Origin of the sequence: Burkholderia sp. BCC1996 (assembly GCF_905339955.1) — a bacterium.
Lineage (GTDB): Bacteria > Pseudomonadota > Gammaproteobacteria > Burkholderiales > Burkholderiaceae > Burkholderia.
This window is the reverse complement of sequence record NZ_CAJPHM010000042.1, coordinates 26,840-45,913: the sequence shown is the minus strand read 5'-3', so window position 1 is coordinate 45,913 and position 19,074 is coordinate 26,840. Positions and strand designations below refer to the sequence as shown.

28 protein-coding genes and 1 pseudogene are annotated in these 19,074 nt (G+C 62.3%); 2 read left to right on the top strand and 27 right to left on the bottom strand.

Features of this window, described 5'->3' with window-relative positions; genetic code table 11:
- The 3 genes and pseudogenes from U4Z64_RS35250 to U4Z64_RS35240 form a co-directional block, all read right to left on the bottom strand.
- A pseudogene (locus U4Z64_RS35250) lies at window positions 1-279 on the bottom strand (c-type cytochrome biogenesis protein CcsB); the annotation flags it as partial.
- A gap of 4 nt (window positions 280-283) precedes the next feature.
- Window positions 284-2,494 carry a cytochrome c biogenesis protein ResB gene (locus tag U4Z64_RS35245; protein WP_044848921.1) on the bottom strand — a complete coding sequence of 737 codons (2,211 nt, stop codon included), beginning with the start codon at window positions 2,492-2,494 and terminating at the stop codon, window positions 284-286.
- Between the two features lie 202 nt (window positions 2,495-2,696).
- Complete coding sequence (locus U4Z64_RS35240; RefSeq protein ID WP_044848922.1) at window positions 2,697-3,350, bottom strand: c-type cytochrome; 654 nt, start codon at window positions 3,348-3,350, stop codon at window positions 2,697-2,699.
- A gap of 217 nt (window positions 3,351-3,567) precedes the next feature.
- Here U4Z64_RS35240 and yihA point away from each other — a divergent pair, with 217 nt between their 5' ends.
- Together yihA and hemB are read left to right on the top strand one after the other, a co-directional pair.
- Entirely contained in the window at window positions 3,568-4,227 is a 660-nt protein-coding gene (gene yihA, locus U4Z64_RS35235) for a ribosome biogenesis GTP-binding protein YihA/YsxC (protein ID WP_044848923.1), read from the top strand.
- Between the two features lie 253 nt (window positions 4,228-4,480).
- Window positions 4,481-5,479, top strand: a complete 999-nt coding sequence (gene hemB / locus U4Z64_RS35230) for a porphobilinogen synthase (protein WP_121860787.1) — start codon at window positions 4,481-4,483, stop codon at window positions 5,477-5,479.
- 110 nt (window positions 5,480-5,589) lie between these two features.
- Here the strand turns inward: hemB and dsbD are convergent, their stop codons facing one another.
- From dsbD to rpsC, 24 genes are all read right to left on the bottom strand, one after another.
- A complete protein-coding gene (gene dsbD, locus U4Z64_RS35225; protein ID WP_124523861.1) occupies window positions 5,590-7,437 on the bottom strand; it encodes a protein-disulfide reductase DsbD in 1,848 nt (615 codons plus the stop codon).
- Window positions 7,430-7,756: a divalent-cation tolerance protein CutA gene (gene cutA / locus U4Z64_RS35220; RefSeq protein ID WP_044848926.1), complete on the bottom strand. Its 327-nt coding sequence runs from the start codon at window positions 7,754-7,756 to the stop codon at window positions 7,430-7,432. Before cutA ends, dsbD begins: the two co-directional genes overlap by 8 nt.
- A gap of 206 nt (window positions 7,757-7,962) precedes the next feature.
- Window positions 7,963-8,358 (bottom strand): 50S ribosomal protein L17, encoded by a 396-nt coding sequence (gene rplQ, locus U4Z64_RS35215; RefSeq protein WP_006477175.1) that lies wholly within the window; start codon window positions 8,356-8,358, stop codon window positions 7,963-7,965.
- 147 nt (window positions 8,359-8,505) lie between these two features.
- Window positions 8,506-9,483, bottom strand: coding sequence for a DNA-directed RNA polymerase subunit alpha (locus U4Z64_RS35210; RefSeq protein WP_006477176.1), 978 nt, complete (start codon window positions 9,481-9,483; stop codon window positions 8,506-8,508).
- 124 nt (window positions 9,484-9,607) lie between these two features.
- Window positions 9,608-10,231 carry a 30S ribosomal protein S4 gene (gene rpsD / locus U4Z64_RS35205; RefSeq protein WP_006477177.1) on the bottom strand — a complete coding sequence of 208 codons (624 nt, stop codon included), beginning with the start codon at window positions 10,229-10,231 and terminating at the stop codon, window positions 9,608-9,610.
- A 156-nt stretch (window positions 10,232-10,387) separates the two neighbouring features.
- A complete protein-coding gene (rpsK, locus tag U4Z64_RS35200) occupies window positions 10,388-10,789 on the bottom strand; it encodes a 30S ribosomal protein S11 (protein ID WP_004197937.1) in 402 nt (133 codons plus the stop codon).
- Window positions 10,790-10,817: 28 nt separating this feature from the next.
- Window positions 10,818-11,183, bottom strand: coding sequence for a 30S ribosomal protein S13 (gene rpsM / locus U4Z64_RS35195; protein WP_039323572.1), 366 nt, complete (start codon window positions 11,181-11,183; stop codon window positions 10,818-10,820).
- 38 nt (window positions 11,184-11,221) lie between these two features.
- Window positions 11,222-11,338, bottom strand: coding sequence for a 50S ribosomal protein L36 (gene rpmJ / locus U4Z64_RS35190; protein ID WP_004199844.1), 117 nt, complete (start codon window positions 11,336-11,338; stop codon window positions 11,222-11,224).
- Window positions 11,339-11,358: 20 nt separating this feature from the next.
- On the bottom strand, window positions 11,359-11,577 hold the full coding sequence (gene infA / locus U4Z64_RS35185; protein WP_004521905.1) for a translation initiation factor IF-1: 219 nt from the start codon (window positions 11,575-11,577) through the stop codon (window positions 11,359-11,361).
- A 9-nt stretch (window positions 11,578-11,586) separates the two neighbouring features.
- Entirely contained in the window at window positions 11,587-12,936 is a 1,350-nt protein-coding gene (secY, locus tag U4Z64_RS35180; RefSeq protein ID WP_006400642.1) for a preprotein translocase subunit SecY, read from the bottom strand.
- A 42-nt stretch (window positions 12,937-12,978) separates the two neighbouring features.
- A complete protein-coding gene (rplO, locus tag U4Z64_RS35175; RefSeq protein WP_006482880.1) occupies window positions 12,979-13,413 on the bottom strand; it encodes a 50S ribosomal protein L15 in 435 nt (144 codons plus the stop codon).
- 26 nt (window positions 13,414-13,439) lie between these two features.
- Window positions 13,440-13,622 (bottom strand): 50S ribosomal protein L30, encoded by a 183-nt coding sequence (rpmD, locus tag U4Z64_RS35170; RefSeq protein WP_006400644.1) that lies wholly within the window; start codon window positions 13,620-13,622, stop codon window positions 13,440-13,442.
- 15 nt (window positions 13,623-13,637) lie between these two features.
- Window positions 13,638-14,156, bottom strand: coding sequence for a 30S ribosomal protein S5 (gene rpsE, locus U4Z64_RS35165; RefSeq protein WP_006752931.1), 519 nt, complete (start codon window positions 14,154-14,156; stop codon window positions 13,638-13,640).
- 14 nt (window positions 14,157-14,170) lie between these two features.
- Entirely contained in the window at window positions 14,171-14,536 is a 366-nt protein-coding gene (rplR, locus tag U4Z64_RS35160; RefSeq protein ID WP_006477183.1) for a 50S ribosomal protein L18, read from the bottom strand.
- A 12-nt stretch (window positions 14,537-14,548) separates the two neighbouring features.
- Window positions 14,549-15,079 (bottom strand): 50S ribosomal protein L6, encoded by a 531-nt coding sequence (gene rplF / locus U4Z64_RS35155; RefSeq protein ID WP_006758786.1) that lies wholly within the window; start codon window positions 15,077-15,079, stop codon window positions 14,549-14,551.
- Window positions 15,080-15,097: 18 nt separating this feature from the next.
- Window positions 15,098-15,493 carry a 30S ribosomal protein S8 gene (rpsH, locus tag U4Z64_RS35150; protein WP_006477185.1) on the bottom strand — a complete coding sequence of 132 codons (396 nt, stop codon included), beginning with the start codon at window positions 15,491-15,493 and terminating at the stop codon, window positions 15,098-15,100.
- 14 nt (window positions 15,494-15,507) lie between these two features.
- Entirely contained in the window at window positions 15,508-15,813 is a 306-nt protein-coding gene (rpsN, locus tag U4Z64_RS35145) for a 30S ribosomal protein S14 (RefSeq protein WP_006482884.1), read from the bottom strand.
- 7 nt (window positions 15,814-15,820) lie between these two features.
- A complete protein-coding gene (rplE, locus tag U4Z64_RS35140) occupies window positions 15,821-16,360 on the bottom strand; it encodes a 50S ribosomal protein L5 (protein ID WP_006477186.1) in 540 nt (179 codons plus the stop codon).
- Between the two features lie 16 nt (window positions 16,361-16,376).
- Window positions 16,377-16,685, bottom strand: coding sequence for a 50S ribosomal protein L24 (gene rplX, locus U4Z64_RS35135; RefSeq protein ID WP_006477187.1), 309 nt, complete (start codon window positions 16,683-16,685; stop codon window positions 16,377-16,379).
- Window positions 16,686-16,694: 9 nt separating this feature from the next.
- On the bottom strand, window positions 16,695-17,063 hold the full coding sequence (gene rplN, locus U4Z64_RS35130) for a 50S ribosomal protein L14 (protein WP_006752929.1): 369 nt from the start codon (window positions 17,061-17,063) through the stop codon (window positions 16,695-16,697).
- A 309-nt stretch (window positions 17,064-17,372) separates the two neighbouring features.
- Window positions 17,373-17,645, bottom strand: a complete 273-nt coding sequence (rpsQ, locus tag U4Z64_RS35125) for a 30S ribosomal protein S17 (RefSeq protein ID WP_006752928.1) — start codon at window positions 17,643-17,645, stop codon at window positions 17,373-17,375.
- Window positions 17,642-17,836 (bottom strand): 50S ribosomal protein L29, encoded by a 195-nt coding sequence (gene rpmC / locus U4Z64_RS35120; RefSeq protein WP_006400652.1) that lies wholly within the window; start codon window positions 17,834-17,836, stop codon window positions 17,642-17,644. Before rpmC ends, rpsQ begins: the two co-directional genes overlap by 4 nt.
- Window positions 17,837-17,845: 9 nt before the next feature.
- A complete protein-coding gene (gene rplP, locus U4Z64_RS35115) occupies window positions 17,846-18,262 on the bottom strand; it encodes a 50S ribosomal protein L16 (protein ID WP_006482873.1) in 417 nt (138 codons plus the stop codon).
- A 2-nt stretch (window positions 18,263-18,264) separates the two neighbouring features.
- Window positions 18,265-19,065 (bottom strand): 30S ribosomal protein S3, encoded by an 801-nt coding sequence (gene rpsC, locus U4Z64_RS35110; protein ID WP_006482899.1) that lies wholly within the window; start codon window positions 19,063-19,065, stop codon window positions 18,265-18,267.
- Window positions 19,066-19,074 lie beyond the last annotated feature (9 nt).

The window sequence follows — 19,074 nt, the reverse complement described above, 5'->3', positions numbered from 1 at the left end:
GAGCGCGGCGATCGACGCCATCATCAGCCGCGCGGGCCTCCAGCGCCAGCCGAGCACGACGAGCGCCGGCACGGTGCCGATCATCACCGCCTTGTCGTAGTAATTCATGTGTTCGTTGTAATGCACGAACGCATAGCCCGCGCCGACCACGAGTGCCAGGGCGAACAGCCAGTCGATGACCGACAGGCGCGCGAGGAACGGACGGTCGTCGAACAACGGCGCCGGATTCGGGGCCTGGACCGGCCCCGAACGGGAAGAGGAAACTTGCGTGAGATCCATGATGTTACCGGGTGGAATTCTCGGAATCGCCGCCGGCAGGCGGACGGGCAGTCGCTGCCGCACCGGCGGGCGCGGCGTCGCGCGGTGCGGCGCGCAAGGCGGCGCCGGCCGCGTCGCGCGTCTGCACGAATTCTTTCTCGAAATCGAAGGTCTTGCGGGCCGTGGACATCGCCATCACCACATCGACGCCCGAACCGGCATCCTTGAGCCAGAACCAGAGGCGCCGCTCGCGCACGTAGAACATCGAGAAGATGCCGGCGACCAGCAGCAGGCTGCCAAGATACACCAGATTCTTGCCGGGTGCGCGCGTCAACTGAAATACCGAAGCTTGCACCTGCTTGAAGGAGTCAAGCTGCAAATAGACCGGCGATCCATACAAGAAGCTGTCCGATAGCGCATTGATCGCGTTCTGCACGAAGCGGATCGTGTCGGCGCCCTGTTGGGCAGCCGGCTCGCCGGCGCGCTCGCGCGCGATCTGCCAGACCTCCCACATCGAACCCTCGAGCATGCGCAGCAGCAGGCTCGCCGCCTTCTCCTGCTCGGCCTTCGGCACCGAACGATCGATGAAGGTCGCCACCGCCTGGAAGCCGCCGACCGGCTGGCCGTCGGCGCCGCGGCCGATGCTGTCGTCGCTCGCCGCAAAAAGGGTCAGCACCTTGAACGCGCTGTCCTGCAGGCGGCCACGCAGCGACGCTTCGGTCGTCGGCAGCGAACGCTGCGCGAAGCGCGCGGCGGCGTCGGCACGCACGGCCGGATCCTCGAGCGCGGCGCGCAGGCGCATCCATTCGCCGATCGAATCCTGGCTGTCGGCCGGAATCCGCATGTAGCGGAACGGATCGTTCGGGCTCGCGCGCACGCCGGCGAGGAACACGCGCGTGCCGCCCATGTCGACCGGCAGCATGTAGTTGTTGAATTCGCGCGCCTGGCCGTCCTTGCCGCGAATCTTGTACTGCACCGACGGGCCGATGTTGTGGAGCTGCACCGGCTTCGACGTCTTCGCGCCCGAACCGAGCCGCTCGTCGAACGCTTCCTTCAGCGACGCCGTCTTCGCGACGCCGCGCACGTCCGGCTTGCCGTTCGCGTCGGCCATGTTCTCGACGTTGATCGCGCGGAAGTCGGAGAACTCGATCGTGTCGCCGTCGCTGCCCGGCATCTGCAGCGGCGCCGTGCTGCCGATCGTGCCCTTCACCGCGAAGGTCTTCGCGTTGCCGCCCGTCATCGGGTAGGCCGTCATCTCCATCTGCGAGCCGCCGTCCTGGAAGCTCGACTGGTAGATCGACACGCCCTTGTACGTGAACGGCTTGTTGACCTCGACGCGCGCCGGGATCTTCTGGCCCGTCTCGCGATCGATCACGACGATGTCGCTCGCGAACAGCTTCGGCATCCCGGTCGTGTAGTAGTCGACGATGAACTTGTTGAGCTGGATCGAGAACGGCAGGTCCTGGATCAGCGAGCCGCTCGGCTGGTTCAGGATCGCGGTCGACACGAACTGGCCTTCCGGCACCCACGCGTAGCCGCGGAACGTCGGGTTCGACACGGACAGCCGGTGGTCGGGCGAGATTTCGCTGATCGTCGCGCTCGTGTTGACCGGGCTCTTGCCGAACATCCACATCTGGAATTTGATCGGCAGGTTGCTGTCCAGCAGGCCGCCGATACAGATCACGACGATCGCAAGGTGCGCGGAGATGTAGCCCCACTTCGTCAGCGCGCCGCGCTTCGCGGAAATCAGCGTCGCGCCGTCGGTTTCACGCACGACGTGCTTGTAGCCGGCCTTGGTGACGAACGTGGCGAGCGTGGCCGCGACGGTCGCGCGCGTGCCGGACGCCGAGTATTCGGCCTTGTGGTGGAACGCGCGCAGGCTGCCTTCGCGGACCTTGTCCTTCCAGCTCTTCGCATCGGCCAGCATCTTCGGCGCATTGCGGATCACGCACAGCGAGATCGACACGACGAGGAAGATCAGGATCAGCATGAACCACCAGGCGCTGTACACGTTGTACAGGCCCAGCGAGCGGAAGATGTCCGCCCAGAACGGCCCGAACTGGTTCACGTAGTTCGGATACGGGTCGTCCTGCGTCAGGACCGTGCCGACGATGCTCGCGATCGACAGCACTACCAGCAGCGCGATCGCGAAGCGCATCGAGCTCAGCAGCTCGATCGCGCGCCTGGACGCACTTTGACCCGACTTCGACTGCAACCCCGACGTGGTAACGCTCATTCAAACTCCGACTAAGGGGAAACAGCCCCTACGCTCACTATGTTCGCTGCCCCCGAGGGGGCGGTCAGCACGCTGGGGACGACCCGGCGAATGCCGACAAAAAAGGGCGAGGCAACCGCAATCACGCGGCGCCCCACCCTTTTTCTTGTTCTGACGCCGGCCGCCCTTCGGGCGCCCGGTCATTCCATTCGCGACCGTCCGGTCAACGCAGGCCCGCGATGTAATCCGCGACGGCCTTGATCTCGTTGTCCGACAGACGCGCTGCGATCTGATGCATCGCCTCGTTGTTGTTGCGCGCACCGACACCCTGCTGGAACGCGGTCAACTGGGCAACCGTGTAATCGGCCCATTGCCCCGACAGACGCGGATACTGGACCGGAATCCCCTGGCCCGTCGGCCCGTGGCAGCTCGCGCAGGCGGGTACACCCTTTTCCGCGATGCCGCCGCGATAGATCTTCTGGCCGATCGGCACGGTCGCTGCGTCGCGTGCGGTGCCGAGCTTCGTCGTCTGCGATCCGTAATACGCAGCGACGTTGCGCATGTCGTCCGCGCTCAACGCGCTCGCGAACCCGACCATCACCGGATTGGTCCGCGCCGGCCCCTTCGCGCCCGGCTGGGCCTTGAAGTCGTTCAACTGCTTGACCAGATAGTCGGGATGCTGGCCGGCCAGCTTCGGGAAACTGCCCGACGCGCTGTTGCCGTCCGCGCCGTGACACGACGCGCAAACTTGCCCGGCAATCGCCTTGCCGCGGTCCAGATCCGGCTTTGCCGCATCCGCCGCATTTGCCTCCGCTACGAAACCTACGAACCCTGCTGCAACCTGAAGCACCATCAGAGACTTGCACAGTCGATTCATTCGCACACCCTGTTTCGTCTTGTGGGAATTTGAGGTTCTGCAAAAAACGACGTCGACCAGTCTACCGCAGAAGCTGCATAAAAGCGCGAGGCAGGCGCCCGCAGCCCTTCGGCAAAACCGCCGTATTGTACAATATCGCGCTGAAAGCTCCCGCGCCTATCGGGGCTACCCCGCCTCCACCAAGCGGCTCGCGCCGCCCCGTCCCACCGGTTTCCCCATGGCCTTTTTGCTCCACCAAGCCCGCTTCTACACGACCGTCAACCATCTGCGCGACCTGCCGCCGACGGTACAACCGGAAATCGCGTTCGCGGGCCGCTCGAATGCCGGCAAATCGACGGCGATCAACGTGCTGTGCAACCAGAAGCGGCTCGCCTTCGCGTCGAAGACGCCCGGCCGCACCCAGCACATCAACTACTTCTCCGTCGGCCCGGCCGCCGAGCCCGTCGCGAACCTCGTCGACCTGCCCGGCTACGGCTACGCGGAAGTGCCGGGGGCCGCGAAGGCCCACTGGGAAATGCTGCTGTCGTCCTACCTCGCGACGCGTTCGCAGCTGTGCGGCCTGATCCTGATGATGGATTCGCGCCGCCCGTTGACCGACCTCGATCGCCGGATGATCGAGTGGTTCGCGCCGACCGGCAAGCCGATCCACACGCTGCTGACGAAGTGCGACAAATTGACGCGGCAGGAAAGCATCAACGCGCTGCGCAACACGCAGAAGGGACTCGACGCGTACCGTGACCAGGGCGTGAAGGGCAAGCTGACGGTCCAGCTATTCTCGGCGCTGAAGCGCACGGGGCTCGACGAGGCCCATGAACTGATCGAGAGCTGGGTGCGGCCGTCCGTCGCCGACGAAAAAAGCGAGCCTGTAGCACAATGAGCGGGCAACGCGCGGCCGGGACCGGCCGTGCGCACCTGACGGCACCTGCGGATTCGGCCGGCTCATAAAAAAACCCGCCGTTGAACGGCGGGTCAAACAGCCTAATCGAATAACGACAGGCACCCGCTCAGGGAGGAGAAGCGGGGAGCTGCACGCGACGCGTGCCGCTCGATCGCTATCATATACCAACGCTCTCGAAAATGACCTAAGGGTTCCGTAAGGTTCTTACTACCCTGATTTCTGCCCAATCGCCATGAGCTTCCATCCGCTTCACCGTCCGCGTCGGATGCGCCGCGACGACTTCTCCCGGCGCCTGATGCGCGAAAACCGCCTGACCACCGACGACCTGATCTATCCGGTGTTCGTCGTCGACGGCACCAACGAACGCCAGAGCGTCCCGTCGATGCCCGGCGTCGAGCGCGTGTCGGTCGATCTGCTGATGCATGTCGCCGAGCAGTGCGTCGAACTCGGCGTGCCCGTGCTGTCGCTGTTCCCGGCCATCGAGCCGTCGCTGAAGACGCCTGACGGCCGCGAAGCGGCCAATCCGGAAGGCCTGATCCCGCGCGCGGTGCGCGAGCTGAAGAAGCGCTTCCCCGAACTCGGCGTGCTGACCGACGTCGCGCTCGACCCGTACACGAGCCACGGCCAGGACGGCGTGCTCGACGAGAACGGCTACGTGATCAACGACGACACGATCGAGATCCTGGTCGACCAGGCGCGTGCGCAGGCCGAAGCCGGCGTCGACATCGTCGCGCCGTCGGACATGATGGACGGCCGCATCGGCGCGGTCCGTGAAATGCTGGAAAGCGACGGTCACATCCATACGCGCATCATGGCCTATTCGGCCAAGTTCGCGTCGGCGTTCTACGGCCCGTTCCGCGATGCGGTCGGCTCGGCGTCCAATCTGGGCAAGGGCAACAAGATGACCTACCAGATGGATCCGGCGAACAGCGACGAAGCGCTGCGCGAAGTGCGCCTCGACATCGACGAAGGCGCCGACATGGTGATGGTCAAGCCCGGCATGCCGTATCTCGACATCGTGCGCCGCGTGAAGGACGAGTTCCGCTTCCCGACCTACGTGTACCAGGTGAGCGGCGAATACGCGATGCTGAAGGCCGCCGCGATGAACGGCTGGCTCGATCACGACAAGGTCGTGCTCGAATCGCTGCTCGCATTCAAGCGCGCTGGCGCCGACGGCGTGCTCACGTACTTCGCGCTCGATGCCGCGCGTCTGCTGAAAGCGCAGCGCTGAGCCGCGCGCCGGCCGGCACAAGGAAAAACGGCGGGACACTTCGGTGTCCCGCCGTTTTTTTGCATCATCCGGCCGGCGCAGCTGGCCACCCGTGCGCCGACCAGCGCGCGTTACACCGTCGGTACCGCCGCGCGATCGAGGCTGCGCAGGAACGTCTCGGCCGCCTGATAACCGACCACACGGCCGATTTCGTTGCCGTTGCGATCGAAGAAGATGATGCCCGGCGGCCCGAACAGGTTGAAGCGCTTGAGCAGCGCCTGGTCGTCCGGATTGTTCGCGGTGACGTCGGCACGCACCAGGTGAAGCTGCGCGAGCCGCGCCTGCACGCGCGAATCGGTGAACGTCAGATGCTCCATCTCCTTGCAGCTCACGCACCAGTCGGCGTAGAAATCGAGCATCACGGGCTGGCCCGACGTCTTCAGCAGCGCGTCGAGCTCGCGACTGGAGCGCACCGACGCGAACGCGGGCCCCTGCCCTCCGGTCGCCGCACCGGCTGCCGACGCATCGCCCGACGCAACCGTGCGCGCCGCGAGCACGGCCAGCGGCTTCACGGGGTCGTTGGAGCCCGCCGCAAGACCGACGAGCAGCGTTGCAGCCCAGATCGCAAGCGCAGCACCGAGGCCGCGACCGAGACGGCGCCATATCGATGCGGCGCCGGCATGCGGCGTAAACAGGCCAAGCGCCGCAGCCGCGACGAGCAGCCACAATGCGGCGAGCACCATCTTCAGCGCGCCCGCGAGCACGGGCCACACGATCCACAGCGCGGCGGCAAGCAGCACGATGCCGAAGAACACCTTCACGCCGTCCATCCATGCACCCGCGCGCGGCAGCACCGTACCGGCACCGATGCCGACGACGAGCAGCGGCACGCCGAGCCCCAACCCCATAGCGAACAGCGCAGCGCCGCCGAGCAGCGCATTGCCGGTGTGCGCGATGAACGCGAGCACCGCAAACAGCGGCGCCGTCATGCATGCGCCGACGACCAGCGCCGACAACGCCCCCATCGCGGCGACCGCGACGAAGTGGCCGCCCCGGCGCGCGCTCGAGGCTTCCGCCGCGCCGTTCTGCCAGCGCTCGGGCAGCGCGATGTCCTTGCCGGAAATCAGCGATACGGCGAATGCGGTGAGCAGCACGCCGAATGCACCGAGCACCCACGGGTTCTGCAGCCATGCGCCCAGGCTCTGGCCGACCAGCGCCGCCGCGATGCCCAGCACCGTATAGACGAGCGCCATGCCGACCACGTACGTCAGCGACAGCGCGAAACCGCGTGCGTGCGTCGCGCGCGTGCCCTGGCCGATGATGATCGCGGACACGATCGGAATCATCGGATACGAGCAGGGCAGGAGACTCAGCACGACGCCGGCGACGAAATACAGCGCGACGATGGTGAAGAAACCGTGCCCCTCGAGCAGCGACTGCGCGAAATCCGCGCTCGTGACCTTGTCGAACCAGCTGCCCGAAGCCGCCGTGCGATCGACCGGCGCGGCCGCGCCCAGCGCTGCGCCGTCAACCTTCACGACGTGCTCCGCAGGCGGATAGCAGATTCCTTCGTCGGCGCATCCTTGCGACGTCACCGCGAGCTCGAACGGCCCCGCCGCCTGCTTGACCGGAACATGAATCACGACCTCGTCGCGATAGGTCTCGACTTCCTTCTGGAACGTCTGGTCGAACTTCACGTGGCCGGCCGGGAATTGCGGATCGCCGAGCGTCGCCTGGCCGCCCTTCACCGCGAACGCGAACCGCTCGCGGTACAGGTAATAGCCGCTGGCAACCTTGAAACGGACGTCCACCTGCCCCGGCGATTCGCTCGCGCTGAACTTGAATGCGACCGACGGATCGAGAAAATCGTCGGCCGCGCGCGCGACCGACAGGCCGCCCAGCACGAACATGAACGACATCAGGACTGCGAGAAACCGCAGCGCGCGCACGCGCACGGAAAGCGCCATACCGTTAAACATGAAATAGACGTTGAGTTTCGCTGGTCACCCATTGGCCGTACGCGGCCGTAGCCGTCGCCTGCCACGAGACGATTTCCGGCGTCTCGTACGGATGATGCGCGAGAATAAATCGCTCCAGTTCGAGCGAGCGGACGGGGCTCGTCTTGAACAGCAACTGGATCTCGTCGGCCGTCTCGACCTTGCCCTGCCAGTGATAGCGCGACTTGATCGCACCGAGCTCCGACACGCACGCGGCAAGCCGCGCGTCGAGCGCGCCGTCAGCGAGCGCCGCGGCCGTCGCCGCATCCGGCACCGTCGTCAGCATCAATACCACCACCATACGCGCCCTCCTGACTGGCCTTTACCGGCTTCCGCCGCCACGAATCGCCCATCGAGGGCCCGCGCCGATAACTGCATATCGTAGCGCAGCCCGCGCGACGCTGCCGGCACCGGCCTGCGACAATCGATCGCAGCCGAGGCGCCGCCAAAAACAAAAAGGGCCAAGCAATTGCTCGGCCCTTTCGGATCCTGCTGCGTACCGGAAGCTTACTCGGCTTCTTGCACGTTTTCCGTTTCGTCGACTTCCGGACGATCGAGCAGCTCGACCAGTGCCATCGGTGCGTTGTCACCGACGCGGAAGCCGAACTTCAGCACGCGCAGGTAGCCGCCCGGACGGTTCGCGAAACGCGGACCGAGCACGTCGAACAGCTTCGCCACCGAGTCACGATCGCGCAGGCGGTTGAACGCCAGGCGACGGTTTGCCAGCGACGGCTTCTTGCCGAGCGTGATCAGCGGCTCGACGACTTTACGGAGTTCCTTCGCCTTCGGCAGCGTCGTCTTGATGACTTCGTGCTCGATCAGCGAGTTGGACATGTTACGGAGCATAGCCAGACGGTGGCTGCTCGTGCGGTTCAGTTTCCGCAGACCATGACGATGGCGCATTTCAGTTTCCTTGATTCAAAGTTTTGATCCAGCTCTTCTATCGCACCTCTGGGGTGCACGGGCCGGTAGAGAAAAAAGCAAGATGCGGATTTTAAAGGAAAATCCGCATCTTTGCCAACTACTGCTACAGCCGGGCTACAACCGGGCTTACTTGTCGAGACCAGCCGGCGGCCAGTTTTCGAGCTTCATGCCCAGCGTGAGACCGCGCGAAGCGAGCACTTCCTTGATCTCGTTGAGCGACTTGCGACCGAGGTTCGGCGTCTTCAGCAGCTCGTTTTCCGTGCGCTGGATCAGGTCGCCGATGTAGTAGATGTTCTCGGCCTTCAGGCAGTTCGCCGAACGAACCGTCAGCTCGAGATCGTCCACCGGACGCAGCAGGATCGGATCGATCTGCGGTGCGCGCGACGGTGCTTCGGCAGCCGTTTCCGTGCCTTCCAGCGCCGCGAAAACGGACAGCTGGTCGACCAGGATGCGGGCCGATTGACGGATCGCCTCTTCCGGGGTGATCACGCCGCTCGTCTCGATGTTCATCACGAGCTTGTCGAGGTCGGTACGCTGCTCGACACGTGCGCTTTCAACGGCGTAGCTCACGCGGCGAACCGGCGAGAACGATGCGTCGAGGACGATGCGGCCGATGATCTTGGCCGTGTCTTCGCCGTAGCGACGGACGTTGCCGGGCACATAGCCGCGACCCTTTTCGATCTTGATCTGAACGTCGAGCTTGCCGCCCTTCGACAGGTGTGCGATCACGTGATTCGGGTTGATGACTTCGCAATCGTGCGCCAGCTCGATATCGCCGGCCGTGACGACGCCTTCGCCTTCCTTGCGCAGGGTCACCGTCACTTCGTCACGGTTGTGCAGCTTGAACACCACACCCTTCAGGTTCAGCAGCAGGTTGACGACGTCCTCTTGCACGCCGTCAAGCGTCGAATACTCGTGCACCACGCCAGCGATCGTGACTTCGGTCGGCGCGTAGCCAACCATCGACGACAGCAGCACGCGGCGAAGCGCATTGCCCAAGGTGTGGCCGTAACCGCGTTCGAACGGTTCCATGACCACCCTCGCGTGGTTCTCGCCCAGCGATTCCACGGCGATGATCTTGGGTTTCAGCAAACTGGTTTGCATGGGCTTTCCTTTTCAATACCCTCGGCTCGTTACACCGATAAGGCTGACCGGTAACAACCAGAAAATAAACAGCCGAGGCCCCTCCTTGCATAACGCAATCGGGGTACCTCGGCCGTCAATCGGATTAACGCGAATACAATTCGACGATCAGGCTTTCGTTGATGTCGCCTGCGATTTCAGCGCGTTCCGGCATTTGCTTGAACGTGCCTTCGAACTTCTTCGCATCGACTGCAACCCAGCTCGGCATGCCGCCTTGCTCGGCCAGCGACAGCGCTTCGACGATACGCGCCTGCTTCTTCGCCTTTTCGCGGATCGCGACGACGTCACCCGCCTTCACTTGCTGCGACGGCACGTTCGCGACGACGCCGTTCACCGTGATCGACTTGTGGCTCACCAGCTGACGCGCTTCAGCGCGGGTCGAGCCGAAGCCCATGCGATACACGACGTTGTCGAGACGCGACTCGAGCAGTTGCAGCAGGTTTTCACCCGTGTTGCCCTTGCGGCGGTCGGCTTCAGCGAAGTAGCGGCGGAACTGACGCTCCAGGACGCCGTAAATACGCTTGACCTTCTGCTTTTCGCGCAGCTGCGTACCATAGTCGGACGTACGTGCGCCCGAGGTACGGCCGTGCTGACCCGGCTTGCTGTCGAGCTTGCACTTGTCGGCGAGCGAGCGGCGCGCGCTCTTCAGGAACAGGTCGGTGCCTTCACGGCGGGACAGCTTGGCCTTAGGGCCGATATAACGTGCCACTTTGCATTCCTTTATCAATCAGTCACGCGGACCGGAATCCGCGCTAGTTCGCGCCCTTTGGGGCGAACGGTGGGCTTAGTCAATCAAAAAAGCAACGCCCGTCGACGCTACGCGGCGACAGGCAAATGCGCCAGCACGAGCGTGCCAGCAGCATTCTTAGATACGACGGCGCTTCGGCGGACGGCAGCCGTTGTGCGGAATCGGGGTGACGTCCGAAATCGCGGTGATCTTGATGCCGAGGCCATGCAGTGCACGCACTGCCGACTCACGACCCGGGCCCGGGCCCTTGATCCGCACTTCCAGATTCTTCACGCCATATTCCATCGCCACGCGACCGGCCGACTCAGCAGCAACCTGAGCAGCGAACGGCGTCGACTTGCGCGAGCCCTTGAAGCCCTGGCCGCCCGACGTCGCCCATGCCAGTGCATTGCCCTGGCGATCGGTGATCGTGATGATCGTGTTGTTGAACGACGCGTGAACGTGAACCACGCCTTCAGCGACGTTCTTCTTAACCTTCTTGCGAACGCGTTGCGCCGCGGTGTTCGAAGCCTTAGCCATTACGTTTTCCTGTAACTGTCAGTTCCGCTTACTTCTTCAGCGCTTGCGCTGCACGACGCGGACCCTTGCGGGTACGTGCGTTCGTACGCGTACGCTGACCGCGCATCGGCAGGCCCTTGCGATGACGAACGCCACGGTAGCAACCGAGGTCCATCAGGCGCTTGATGTTCATCGTCACTTCACGGCGCAGATCGCCTTCGACGATGAACTTGCCCACTTCTTCACGCAGCTTTTCGAGGTCTGCGTCGGTCAGGTCCTTGACCTTCTTCGAGAATTCCACGCCAGCTGCCGTGCAGATGCTGCGCGAGCGCGTGCGGCCGATACCGAAGATTGCCGTCAGGCCGATCTCGGTATGCTGGTGATTCGGGATGTTAACCCCTGCGATACGAGCCATTGTTTTTCCTCAAACAAAAAGCGCAAACAAACGCGCGGTCAGCCTTGGCGCTGCTTGTGGCGCGGATCCGAGCTGCAGATCACGCGAACGACGCCTTTGCGCTTGATGATCTTGCAATTGCGGCAAATGCGCTTAACCGATGCCATCACTTTCATGATAATACCCTTTTTTCAAATCACTTCGCCCGGAACACGATCCGCGCACGAGACAGATCGTAAGGCGTCAATTCAACCGTCACCTTGTCGCCCGGCAGGATGCGGATGTAGTGCATCCGCATCTTCCCGGAGATATGCCCCAACACGACATGGCCGTTTTCCAGCTTCACGCGGAAGGTCGCATTCGGGAGGTTTTCGATCACCTCACCTTGCATCTGGATTACATCGTCTTTGGCCATAGTCCTTGATTAACGCATTGGGATGTTGCCGCCCTTGAAGTTTGCCTTCTTGAGCAGCGACTCATACTGTTGCGACATAACGTACGACTGCACCTGCGCCATGAAGTCCATCGTGACGACGACAATGATCAGCAGCGACGTTCCACCAAAATAAAACGGCACGTTCCAGCGCAGCACCAGGAATTCCGGCAGCAGACACACGAAGACGATGTAGATCGCACCGGCCAGCGTCAGACGCGTGAGGATGCGGTCGATATATCGCGCGGTCTGGTCGCCCGGACGAATGCCCGGAACAAACGCGCCGCTCTTCTTCAGGTTGTCCGCGGTTTCCCTGCTGTTGAACACCAGTGCGGTGTAGAAGAAGCAGAAAAACACGATCGCCAGCGTGTACAGCAGCACATAGACCGGCTGGCCCGGCTTCAGCGCCTCCGCGACGTTATGCAACGTGTTGGAGATCCAGCTTCCCGACGGCTGACCCGTGCTGAACCAGCCGAGAATCGTGGCCGGGAACAGGATGATCGACGATGCGAAGATCGGCGGGATCACGCCCGACATGTTCAGCTTCAGCGGCAAGTGCGACGACTGGCCACCGTAGATCTTGTTGCCGACCTGGCGCTTCGCGTAGTTCACGAGGATCTTGCGCTGACCGCGTTCGATGAACACGACCAGGTAAGTCACCGCGGCGATCAGAACGACGATGATGATCGCCGAAATGATGCTCATCGAACCCGTACGCACCAGCTCGAACAGCCCACCGACGGCATTCGGGAACCCTGCTGCGATCCCGCCGAAGATGATGATCGAGATGCCGTTGCCCAGACCACGCTCGGTGATCTGCTCACCCAGCCACATCAGGAACATCGTGCCGGTAACCAGCGTCACGACCGTCGTCAGCCGGAACAGCATGCCGGGGTCGATCACGAGGCCCGGCTGGTTTTCCAGCGCAGCCGCGATACCGAACGCCTGGAAGGTCGCGAGCACCACGGTGAAATACCGCGTGTACTGCGTGATCTTCCGTTGCCCTGCCTGCCCTTCCTTCTTCAGCGCCTCGAGTTGCGGCGAGACGATCGCCAGCAACTGCATGATGATCGACGCCGAGATGTACGGCATGATCCCCAGCGCAAAGATCGTGAAGCGGGAAAGCGCGCCACCCGAGAACATGTTGAACATGCCCAGGATGCCGCCCGCCTGGCTCTGGAACAGCTTCGCCAGTTGATCCGGATCGATGCCCGGCACGGGGATGTGCGCGCCGATGCGATAGACGATCAGCGCCAGGAGCAGGAACATCGCTCGCCGACGCAGATCGCCGAATTTCGCCGTGCTTCGACCGGGTTTTGCAAGACTCGGGCTGTTAGCCAAGTACCTTCTCCGATGAATGCAAGTAACGACGCGCTACGCGTGTCACTCGGCGAACGAACCGCCAGCCGCTTCGATCGCAGCGCGCGCACCCTTGGTGGCGCCGAGACCCTTCACGACGATCTTGCGCTTCAGTTCGCCCGTCGCGATGATCTTTGCGCTCTTCGTCAGCTCGCCGACCAGGCCGGCTTGCTTCAGTGCGAGCAGATCGATTTCATCGACCGGCAGCTTCTCGAGGTCGCCCAGGCGCACTTCACCGACGAATTCCTTCGTCAGCGACGTGAAGCCGCGCTTCGGCAGACGACGTTGCAGCGGCATCTGACCGCCTTCGAAACCGACTTTGTGGAAGCCGCCCGAACGCGATTTCTGACCCTTGTGACCACGGCCAGCCGTCTTGCCGAGGCCCGAACCGATGCCACGGCCGACACGACGCTTGGCGTGCTTTGCACCAGCGGCCGGCTTCAGGTTATTCAATTCCATATCAACTCCTTGATCCGTAGGGCCGCTTACGCGATGACCTTAACGAGGTACGAGACCTTGTTGATCATGCCGCGGACCGCCGGCGTATCCTGCAGCTCGCTAACCGAGTTGAGTCGGCGCAGGCCCAGGCCACGCACGGTCGCACGGTGCGATTCGCGGGTCCCGATCAGGCTCTTGACGAGCTGAACCTTGACAGTTTTTTCAGACATGGTGACCACCCGGGCTTAGCCCAAAATATCTTCGACGGACTTGCCGCGCTTCGCCGCGATGTCTGCCGGGGTCGACTGCTTGCGCAGACCGTCCAGCGTGGCGCGAACGAGGTTGTACGGGTTCGTCGAACCGTGGCTCTTCGCCACGACGTTCTGAACGCCCATCACGTCGAACACTGCGCGCATCGGGCCGCCGGCGATCACGCCCGTACCTGCCTTCGCCGGAGCGAGGAGGACAGCGGATGCGCCATGCTTGCCGTGCACTTCGTGCTGCAGCGTGCCGTTCTTGAGCGGCACCTTGAACATGTTGCGGCGAGCTTGTTCCATTGCCTTCTGGACAGCGACCGGCACTTCCTTCGCCTTGCCCTTGCCCATACCGATGCGGCCATCACCGTCGCCAACCACGGTCAGTGCGGCGAAGCCGAGAATACGGCCACCCTTCACGACCTTGGTCACGCGATTGACCGAAATCATCTTTTCGCGAAGGCCGTCGTCGCGCTCGTCAGCCTGAACTTTCGCTTGCATCTTTGCCATGACGAATTCCTTCCTTAGAACTTGAGCCCAGCTTCGCGAGCTGCCTCAGCCAGCGCCTTGACGCGGCCGTGGTAGCGGAAGCCCGAGCGGTCGAAGGCGACGGATTCGATGCCGGCAGCCTTTGCCTTCTCGGCAATACGCTTGCCGATCAGCGTCGCGGCATTAACGTTGCCGCCCTTGCCCGACTTGTCGGCCAGTTCAGCGCGCACTTCTGCTTCGAGCGTCGACGCGCTGGCGAGCACCTTGGTGCCGCAGGGCGAGAACACTTGAGCGTAGATGTGCGTGTTCGTGCGATGCACGGCGAGACGCGCGACCTGCAGCTCAGCGATCTTGATACGCGTCTGGCGAGCGCGGCGCAGGCGAGATTGAGTCTTATCCATGATTGCGCACCCTTACTTCTTCTTCGTTTCTTTGAGGATCACAACCTCGTCGGAATAGCGCACGCCCTTGCCCTTGTAGGGCTCCGGCGGACGGTAACCGCGGACTTCCGCAGCCACTTGACCGACTTGTTGCTTGTTGATCCCCTTGATCACGATTTCGGTTTGCGTCGGGGTTTCAGCCTTGACGCCTTCCGGCATCTGGTGCACCACCGGGTGCGAGAAACCCAGCGACAGGTTCAGCTTGTCGCCTTGCGCTTGCGCACGATAACCGACGCCAACCAGCGTCAGCTTGCGCTCGAAACCCTTGGTCACGCCGTGCACGGCATTCGCGATGATCGCGCGCATCGTGCCCGACAGTGCGTTTGCTTCGCGGCTTTCGTCGACCGGCGACAGATTCAGCGTGCCGTCGTTGTTCGCCACGTTCACGAGCGGATTGATCGCTTGCGTGATGGTGCCCAGCGGGCCCTTGACGGTGATCGCACCGTCGGCCAGCTTGACTTCCGCGCCTTGCAGCGCGATCGGGCTCTTACCTACTCGAGACATGTTTCTCTCTCCTCGGCTTTAAGCAACGTAGCAGATGACTTCGCCGCCGACGCCGGTAGCGCGCGCCTTGCGGTCGGTCATCACGCCCTTCGGCGTCGACACGATTGCCACGCCCAGGCCGTTCATGACCTGAGGAATGTCGTTACGGCCGCGGTACACGCGCAGACCAGGCTTCGACACGCGCTCGAGGCGTTCGATGACCGGGCGACCTGCGTAGTACTTCAGCGCGATATTCAGTTCGGACTTCGCACCTTCCGCCTTGACGGCGAAATCGTCGATATAACCTTCGTCCTTCAGGACTTGCGCGATTGCAACCTTGACCTTCGACGAGGGCATCGCAACCGATACCTTCTCGACCATCTGCGCGTTGCGGATGCGAGTCAGCATATCGGCGATAGGATCACTCATGCTCATTTACGTTTCTCCTATTACCAGCTCGCCTTGGTCAGGCCAGGAATCTCGCCACGGAATGCGATTTCACGAATCTTGTTACGCGCGAGGCCGAATTTACGGAACGTGCCACGCGGACGGCCCGTGATCGCGCAGCGGTTACGCTGGCGGGTCGGGTTTGCGTTGCGGGGCAGTTGCTGCAGCTCAAGGCGTGCTTCGTAGCGCTCTTCTTCCGACTTGCTTTGGTCTTCGACGATCGCCTTCAGCGCTTCGCGCTTTGCTGCGAACTTCGCGACCAGGCGGGCGCGCTTCTTTTCACGTTCGATCAGTGCCAGTTTAGCCACGGTAACCTCAGTTTCTGAACGGGAACTTGAAGCTGGCGAGCAGAGCCTTTGCTTCGTCGTCGGTCTTCGCAGTCGTCGTGATGCTGATGTTCAGCCCACGCAGTGCGTCGATCTTGTCGTAGTCGATTTCGGGGAAAATGATCTGCTCTTTCACACCGATGTTGTAGTTGCCGCGGCCATCGAAGGCACGACCCGACACACCGCGGAAGTCACGCACGCGGGGCAGGGCAACGGTCACGAAACGGTCGAGGAATTCGTACATCGCTTGGCCACGCAGCGTCACCATCGCGCCGATCGGGTAACCCTGGCGGATCTTGAAGCCTGCGATTGCCTTGCGCGCCTTCGTGACGACCGGCTTCTGACCAGCGATCTTCGTGAGGTCGCCGACGGCGTTCTCGATGATCTTCTTGTCAGCGATCGCTTCGCCAAGACCCATGTTCAGCGTGATCTTGGTGATGCGCGGCACTTCCATGACCGACTTGTAACCGAACTTCTCGATCAGGCCGGGCACAACCTTTTCTTTGTAAAACTCTTGAAAACGAGCCATTTTTTACTCCGCTGCGTCAGGCGCTCAGTACGGCACCGGTCGTCTTCAGGAAGCGAACCTTCTTGCCTTCCTCGACCTTGATGCCAACACGCGACGCCTTGCCATTCGCGTCGACCAGTGCGACGTTCGAAATATGCAGGGGCATCGTCTTCGCTTCCACGCCGCCCGTCGTACCCTTCATCGGGTTCGGCTTCACATGCTTCTTGACGAGGTTGATACCTTCAACCGTCACATGTTCTGCACCGACAGCCAGCACGACGCCGCGCTTGCCCTTGTCTTTGCCAGTGACGACGATGACTTCGTCACCTTTGCGAATCTTGTTCATCGCGACTCCTTACAGCACTTCCGGCGCCAGCGAAACGATCTTCATGAATCGTTCGCTACGCAGCTCACGCGTCACCGGCCCGAAGATACGGGTGCCGATCGGCTCAAGCTTGTTATTCAAAAGCACAGCGGCGTTGCCGTCGAACTTGATCAGCGAGCCGTCTTGACGGCGAACACCCTTGGCGGTGCGGACCACCACGGCGTTGTAGATTTCGCCTTTCTTCACGCGCCCGCGCGGCGTTGCTTCTTTGACGGTCACCTTGATGATGTCGCCAATGCCGGCATAACGACGCTTCGAGCCGCCGAGCACCTTGATGCACATGACTTCACGTGCACCCGTGTTGTCGGCTACTTCGAGCCGAGATTCGGTCTGGATCATGGTTTGTCTTTCCCAACTTAATCCGATTGCACCACCATGATGCATTCGGTCAGTCTTGGTCCCGTCAGCCAATCGGCTGCTTGGGTTGGAACAGCAGCGACGGCAAACGAAACCCGCCATCGCAATTCGGTGAATCTTTCGGACAGGCTGGCGCCAGTCCGCTTCCCCCACCAACTTCGCCCGCGACGGGGCTCCCATAAAGAGGGAAGACCAGGATTATAACAAATAACCCTGGTCACGCAAGCAAAAACTTTGCGATTTCAAGCACTTCGTGGCGAAGTGCTTGTTACTGCCTACTGCTCTGCCCGCTTAGATGACGCGAGCTGCTTCGACGAGGCGCGACACCGTCCAGGCCTTCGTCTTCGAAACAGGACGAGTTTCCTGGATTTCGACGAGATCGCCTTCGTTGCAGGTGTTCGCTTCATCATGCGCGTGGTACTTCTTCGAGCGCACGACATACTTGCCGTAGATCGGGTGCTTGACGCGGTGCTCGATCAGCACGGTGACGGTCTTGTCCATCTTGTTGCTGACGACCCGACCGACCAGCGTCCGCTTCAGCGAGGTTTTCACGCTATCGTTCATTTCTGGTTCGCCTTCTGAGTCATGACGGTCCGCACACGTGCGATGTCGCGACGAACCTTCTTCAGCTGGCTCGTGTTCGTGAGCTGCTGGGTCGCGAGTTGCATGCGCAGGCCGAATTGCGCCTTCAGCAGGTCCGCCAGCTCCTTGTTGAGCGCGGCCTGGTCTTTCTGGAGAAGTTCGGAAGCCTTCATGTTTTCTCCTTAGGCGCCGAGCTGGCGCACGATGAATGCCGTCTTCAGCGGCAGCTTGGCTGCAGCCAGACGGAACGCTTCGCGTGCCAGTTCTTCGGTTACGCCGTCCATTTCATAGAGCATCTTGCCCGGCTGGATCTCGGCGACGTAGTACTCCGGGTTACCCTTACCGTTACCCATACGCACTTCTGCCGGCTTTTGCGAAATCGGCTTGTCCGGGAAGATCCGGATCCAGATGCGGCCGCCACGCTTGATGTGACGCGTCATTGCACGACGCGCCGCTTCAATCTGACGTGCGGTCAAACGACCGCGACCGATCGCCTTCAGACCGAATTCACCGAACGACACTGCGTTGCCGCGCGTCGCCTTGCCGGTGTTACGACCCTTCTGCTCTTTACGATACTTTCTGCGTTTCGGTTGCAGCATCGTTATTCTCCAGTCTTGCCGTCTTCGGGCTTGCCGGCGCCACGGCGCGGTGCGCCACGACGAGCACCCGGAGCGCCGCCTTCGCCGTCACGGCGCGGACGACGGTCGCCCGGACGCGCATTGCGACGCGGACGCTTGTCTTCGGCTACTTCTTCGACCACCGGCGCGTCATTGCGGCCGAGCGTGTCGCCCTTGTACACCCACACCTTGACGCCGATGATCCCGTAGGTCGTCTTCGCTTCCGAGGTCGCGTAGTCGATGTCGGCACGCAGCGTGTGAAGGGGCACGCGACCTTCGCGATACCACTCCGTACGAGCGATTTCGATACCGTTCAGACGGCCTGCGCTCATGATCTTGATGCCTTGGGCACCCAGACGCATCGCGTTCTGCATCGCACGCTTCATCGCGCGACGGAACATGATCCGGCGCTCGAGCTGTTGCGTGATCGAGTCAGCGATCAGTTGCGCATCGGTTTCCGGCTTGCGGATTTCTTCGATGTTGACGTGAACCGGCACGCCCATGCGGCGTTGCAGTTCCGTCTTCAGCTGTTCGATATCCTCGCCCTTCTTGCCGATGACGACGCCCGGACGCGAGCTGTAAATCGTGATGCGCGCGTTCTTCGCCGGACGCTCGATGACCACCCGACCGACCGAAGCGTTCTTCAGCTTCTTCTTCAGGTATTCACGAACACCGATGTCTTCCTGCAGCATCGCCGCGAAATTGTTGTTGTTCGCGTACCAACGCGAAGCCCAATTGCGGCTGACAGCCAGGCGGAAGCCAGTCGGATGAATTTTCTGTCCCATCGTATGACT

Bases quoted from the DNA above. Each gene is read 5' to 3' on its own strand.
- U4Z64_RS35245 (WP_044848921.1), bottom strand. From the start codon at position 2,494: ATGAGCGTTACCACGTCGGGGTTGCAGTCGAAGTCGGGTCAAAGTGCG.
- U4Z64_RS35240 (WP_044848922.1), bottom strand. From the start codon at position 3,350: ATGAATCGACTGTGCAAGTCTCTGATGGTGCTTCAGGTTGCAGCAGGG.
- yihA (WP_044848923.1), top strand. From the start codon at position 3,568: ATGGCCTTTTTGCTCCACCAAGCCCGCTTCTACACGACCGTCAACCAT.
- hemB (WP_121860787.1), top strand. From the start codon at position 4,481: ATGAGCTTCCATCCGCTTCACCGTCCGCGTCGGATGCGCCGCGACGAC.
- dsbD (WP_124523861.1), bottom strand. From the start codon at position 7,437: ATGTTTAACGGTATGGCGCTTTCCGTGCGCGTGCGCGCGCTGCGGTTT.
- cutA (WP_044848926.1), bottom strand. From the start codon at position 7,756: ATGGTGGTGGTATTGATGCTGACGACGGTGCCGGATGCGGCGACGGCC.
- rplQ (WP_006477175.1), bottom strand. From the start codon at position 8,358: ATGCGCCATCGTCATGGTCTGCGGAAACTGAACCGCACGAGCAGCCAC.
- U4Z64_RS35210 (WP_006477176.1), bottom strand. From the start codon at position 9,483: ATGCAAACCAGTTTGCTGAAACCCAAGATCATCGCCGTGGAATCGCTG.
- rpsK (WP_004197937.1), bottom strand. From the start codon at position 10,789: ATGGCTAAGGCTTCGAACACCGCGGCGCAACGCGTTCGCAAGAAGGTT.
- rpsM (WP_039323572.1), bottom strand. From the start codon at position 11,183: ATGGCTCGTATCGCAGGGGTTAACATCCCGAATCACCAGCATACCGAG.
- rpmJ (WP_004199844.1), bottom strand. From the start codon at position 11,338: ATGAAAGTGATGGCATCGGTTAAGCGCATTTGCCGCAATTGCAAGATC.
- infA (WP_004521905.1), bottom strand. From the start codon at position 11,577: ATGGCCAAAGACGATGTAATCCAGATGCAAGGTGAGGTGATCGAAAAC.
- rplO (WP_006482880.1), bottom strand. From the start codon at position 13,413: ATGGAATTGAATAACCTGAAGCCGGCCGCTGGTGCAAAGCACGCCAAG.
- rpmD (WP_006400644.1), bottom strand. From the start codon at position 13,622: ATGTCTGAAAAAACTGTCAAGGTTCAGCTCGTCAAGAGCCTGATCGGG.
- rpsE (WP_006752931.1), bottom strand. From the start codon at position 14,156: ATGGCAAAGATGCAAGCGAAAGTTCAGGCTGACGAGCGCGACGACGGC.
- rplR (WP_006477183.1), bottom strand. From the start codon at position 14,536: ATGGATAAGACTCAATCTCGCCTGCGCCGCGCTCGCCAGACGCGTATC.
- rplF (WP_006758786.1), bottom strand. From the start codon at position 15,079: ATGTCTCGAGTAGGTAAGAGCCCGATCGCGCTGCAAGGCGCGGAAGTC.
- rpsH (WP_006477185.1), bottom strand. From the start codon at position 15,493: ATGAGCATGAGTGATCCTATCGCCGATATGCTGACTCGCATCCGCAAC.
- rplE (WP_006477186.1), bottom strand. From the start codon at position 16,360: ATGGCTCGTTTTCAAGAGTTTTACAAAGAAAAGGTTGTGCCCGGCCTG.
- rplX (WP_006477187.1), bottom strand. From the start codon at position 16,685: ATGAACAAGATTCGCAAAGGTGACGAAGTCATCGTCGTCACTGGCAAA.
- rplN (WP_006752929.1), bottom strand. From the start codon at position 17,063: ATGATCCAGACCGAATCTCGGCTCGAAGTAGCCGACAACACGGGTGCA.
- rpsQ (WP_006752928.1), bottom strand. From the start codon at position 17,645: ATGAACGATAGCGTGAAAACCTCGCTGAAGCGGACGCTGGTCGGTCGG.
- rpmC (WP_006400652.1), bottom strand. From the start codon at position 17,836: ATGAAGGCTTCCGAACTTCTCCAGAAAGACCAGGCCGCGCTCAACAAG.
- rplP (WP_006482873.1), bottom strand. From the start codon at position 18,262: ATGCTGCAACCGAAACGCAGAAAGTATCGTAAAGAGCAGAAGGGTCGT.
- rpsC (WP_006482899.1), bottom strand. From the start codon at position 19,065: ATGGGACAGAAAATTCATCCGACTGGCTTCCGCCTGGCTGTCAGCCGC.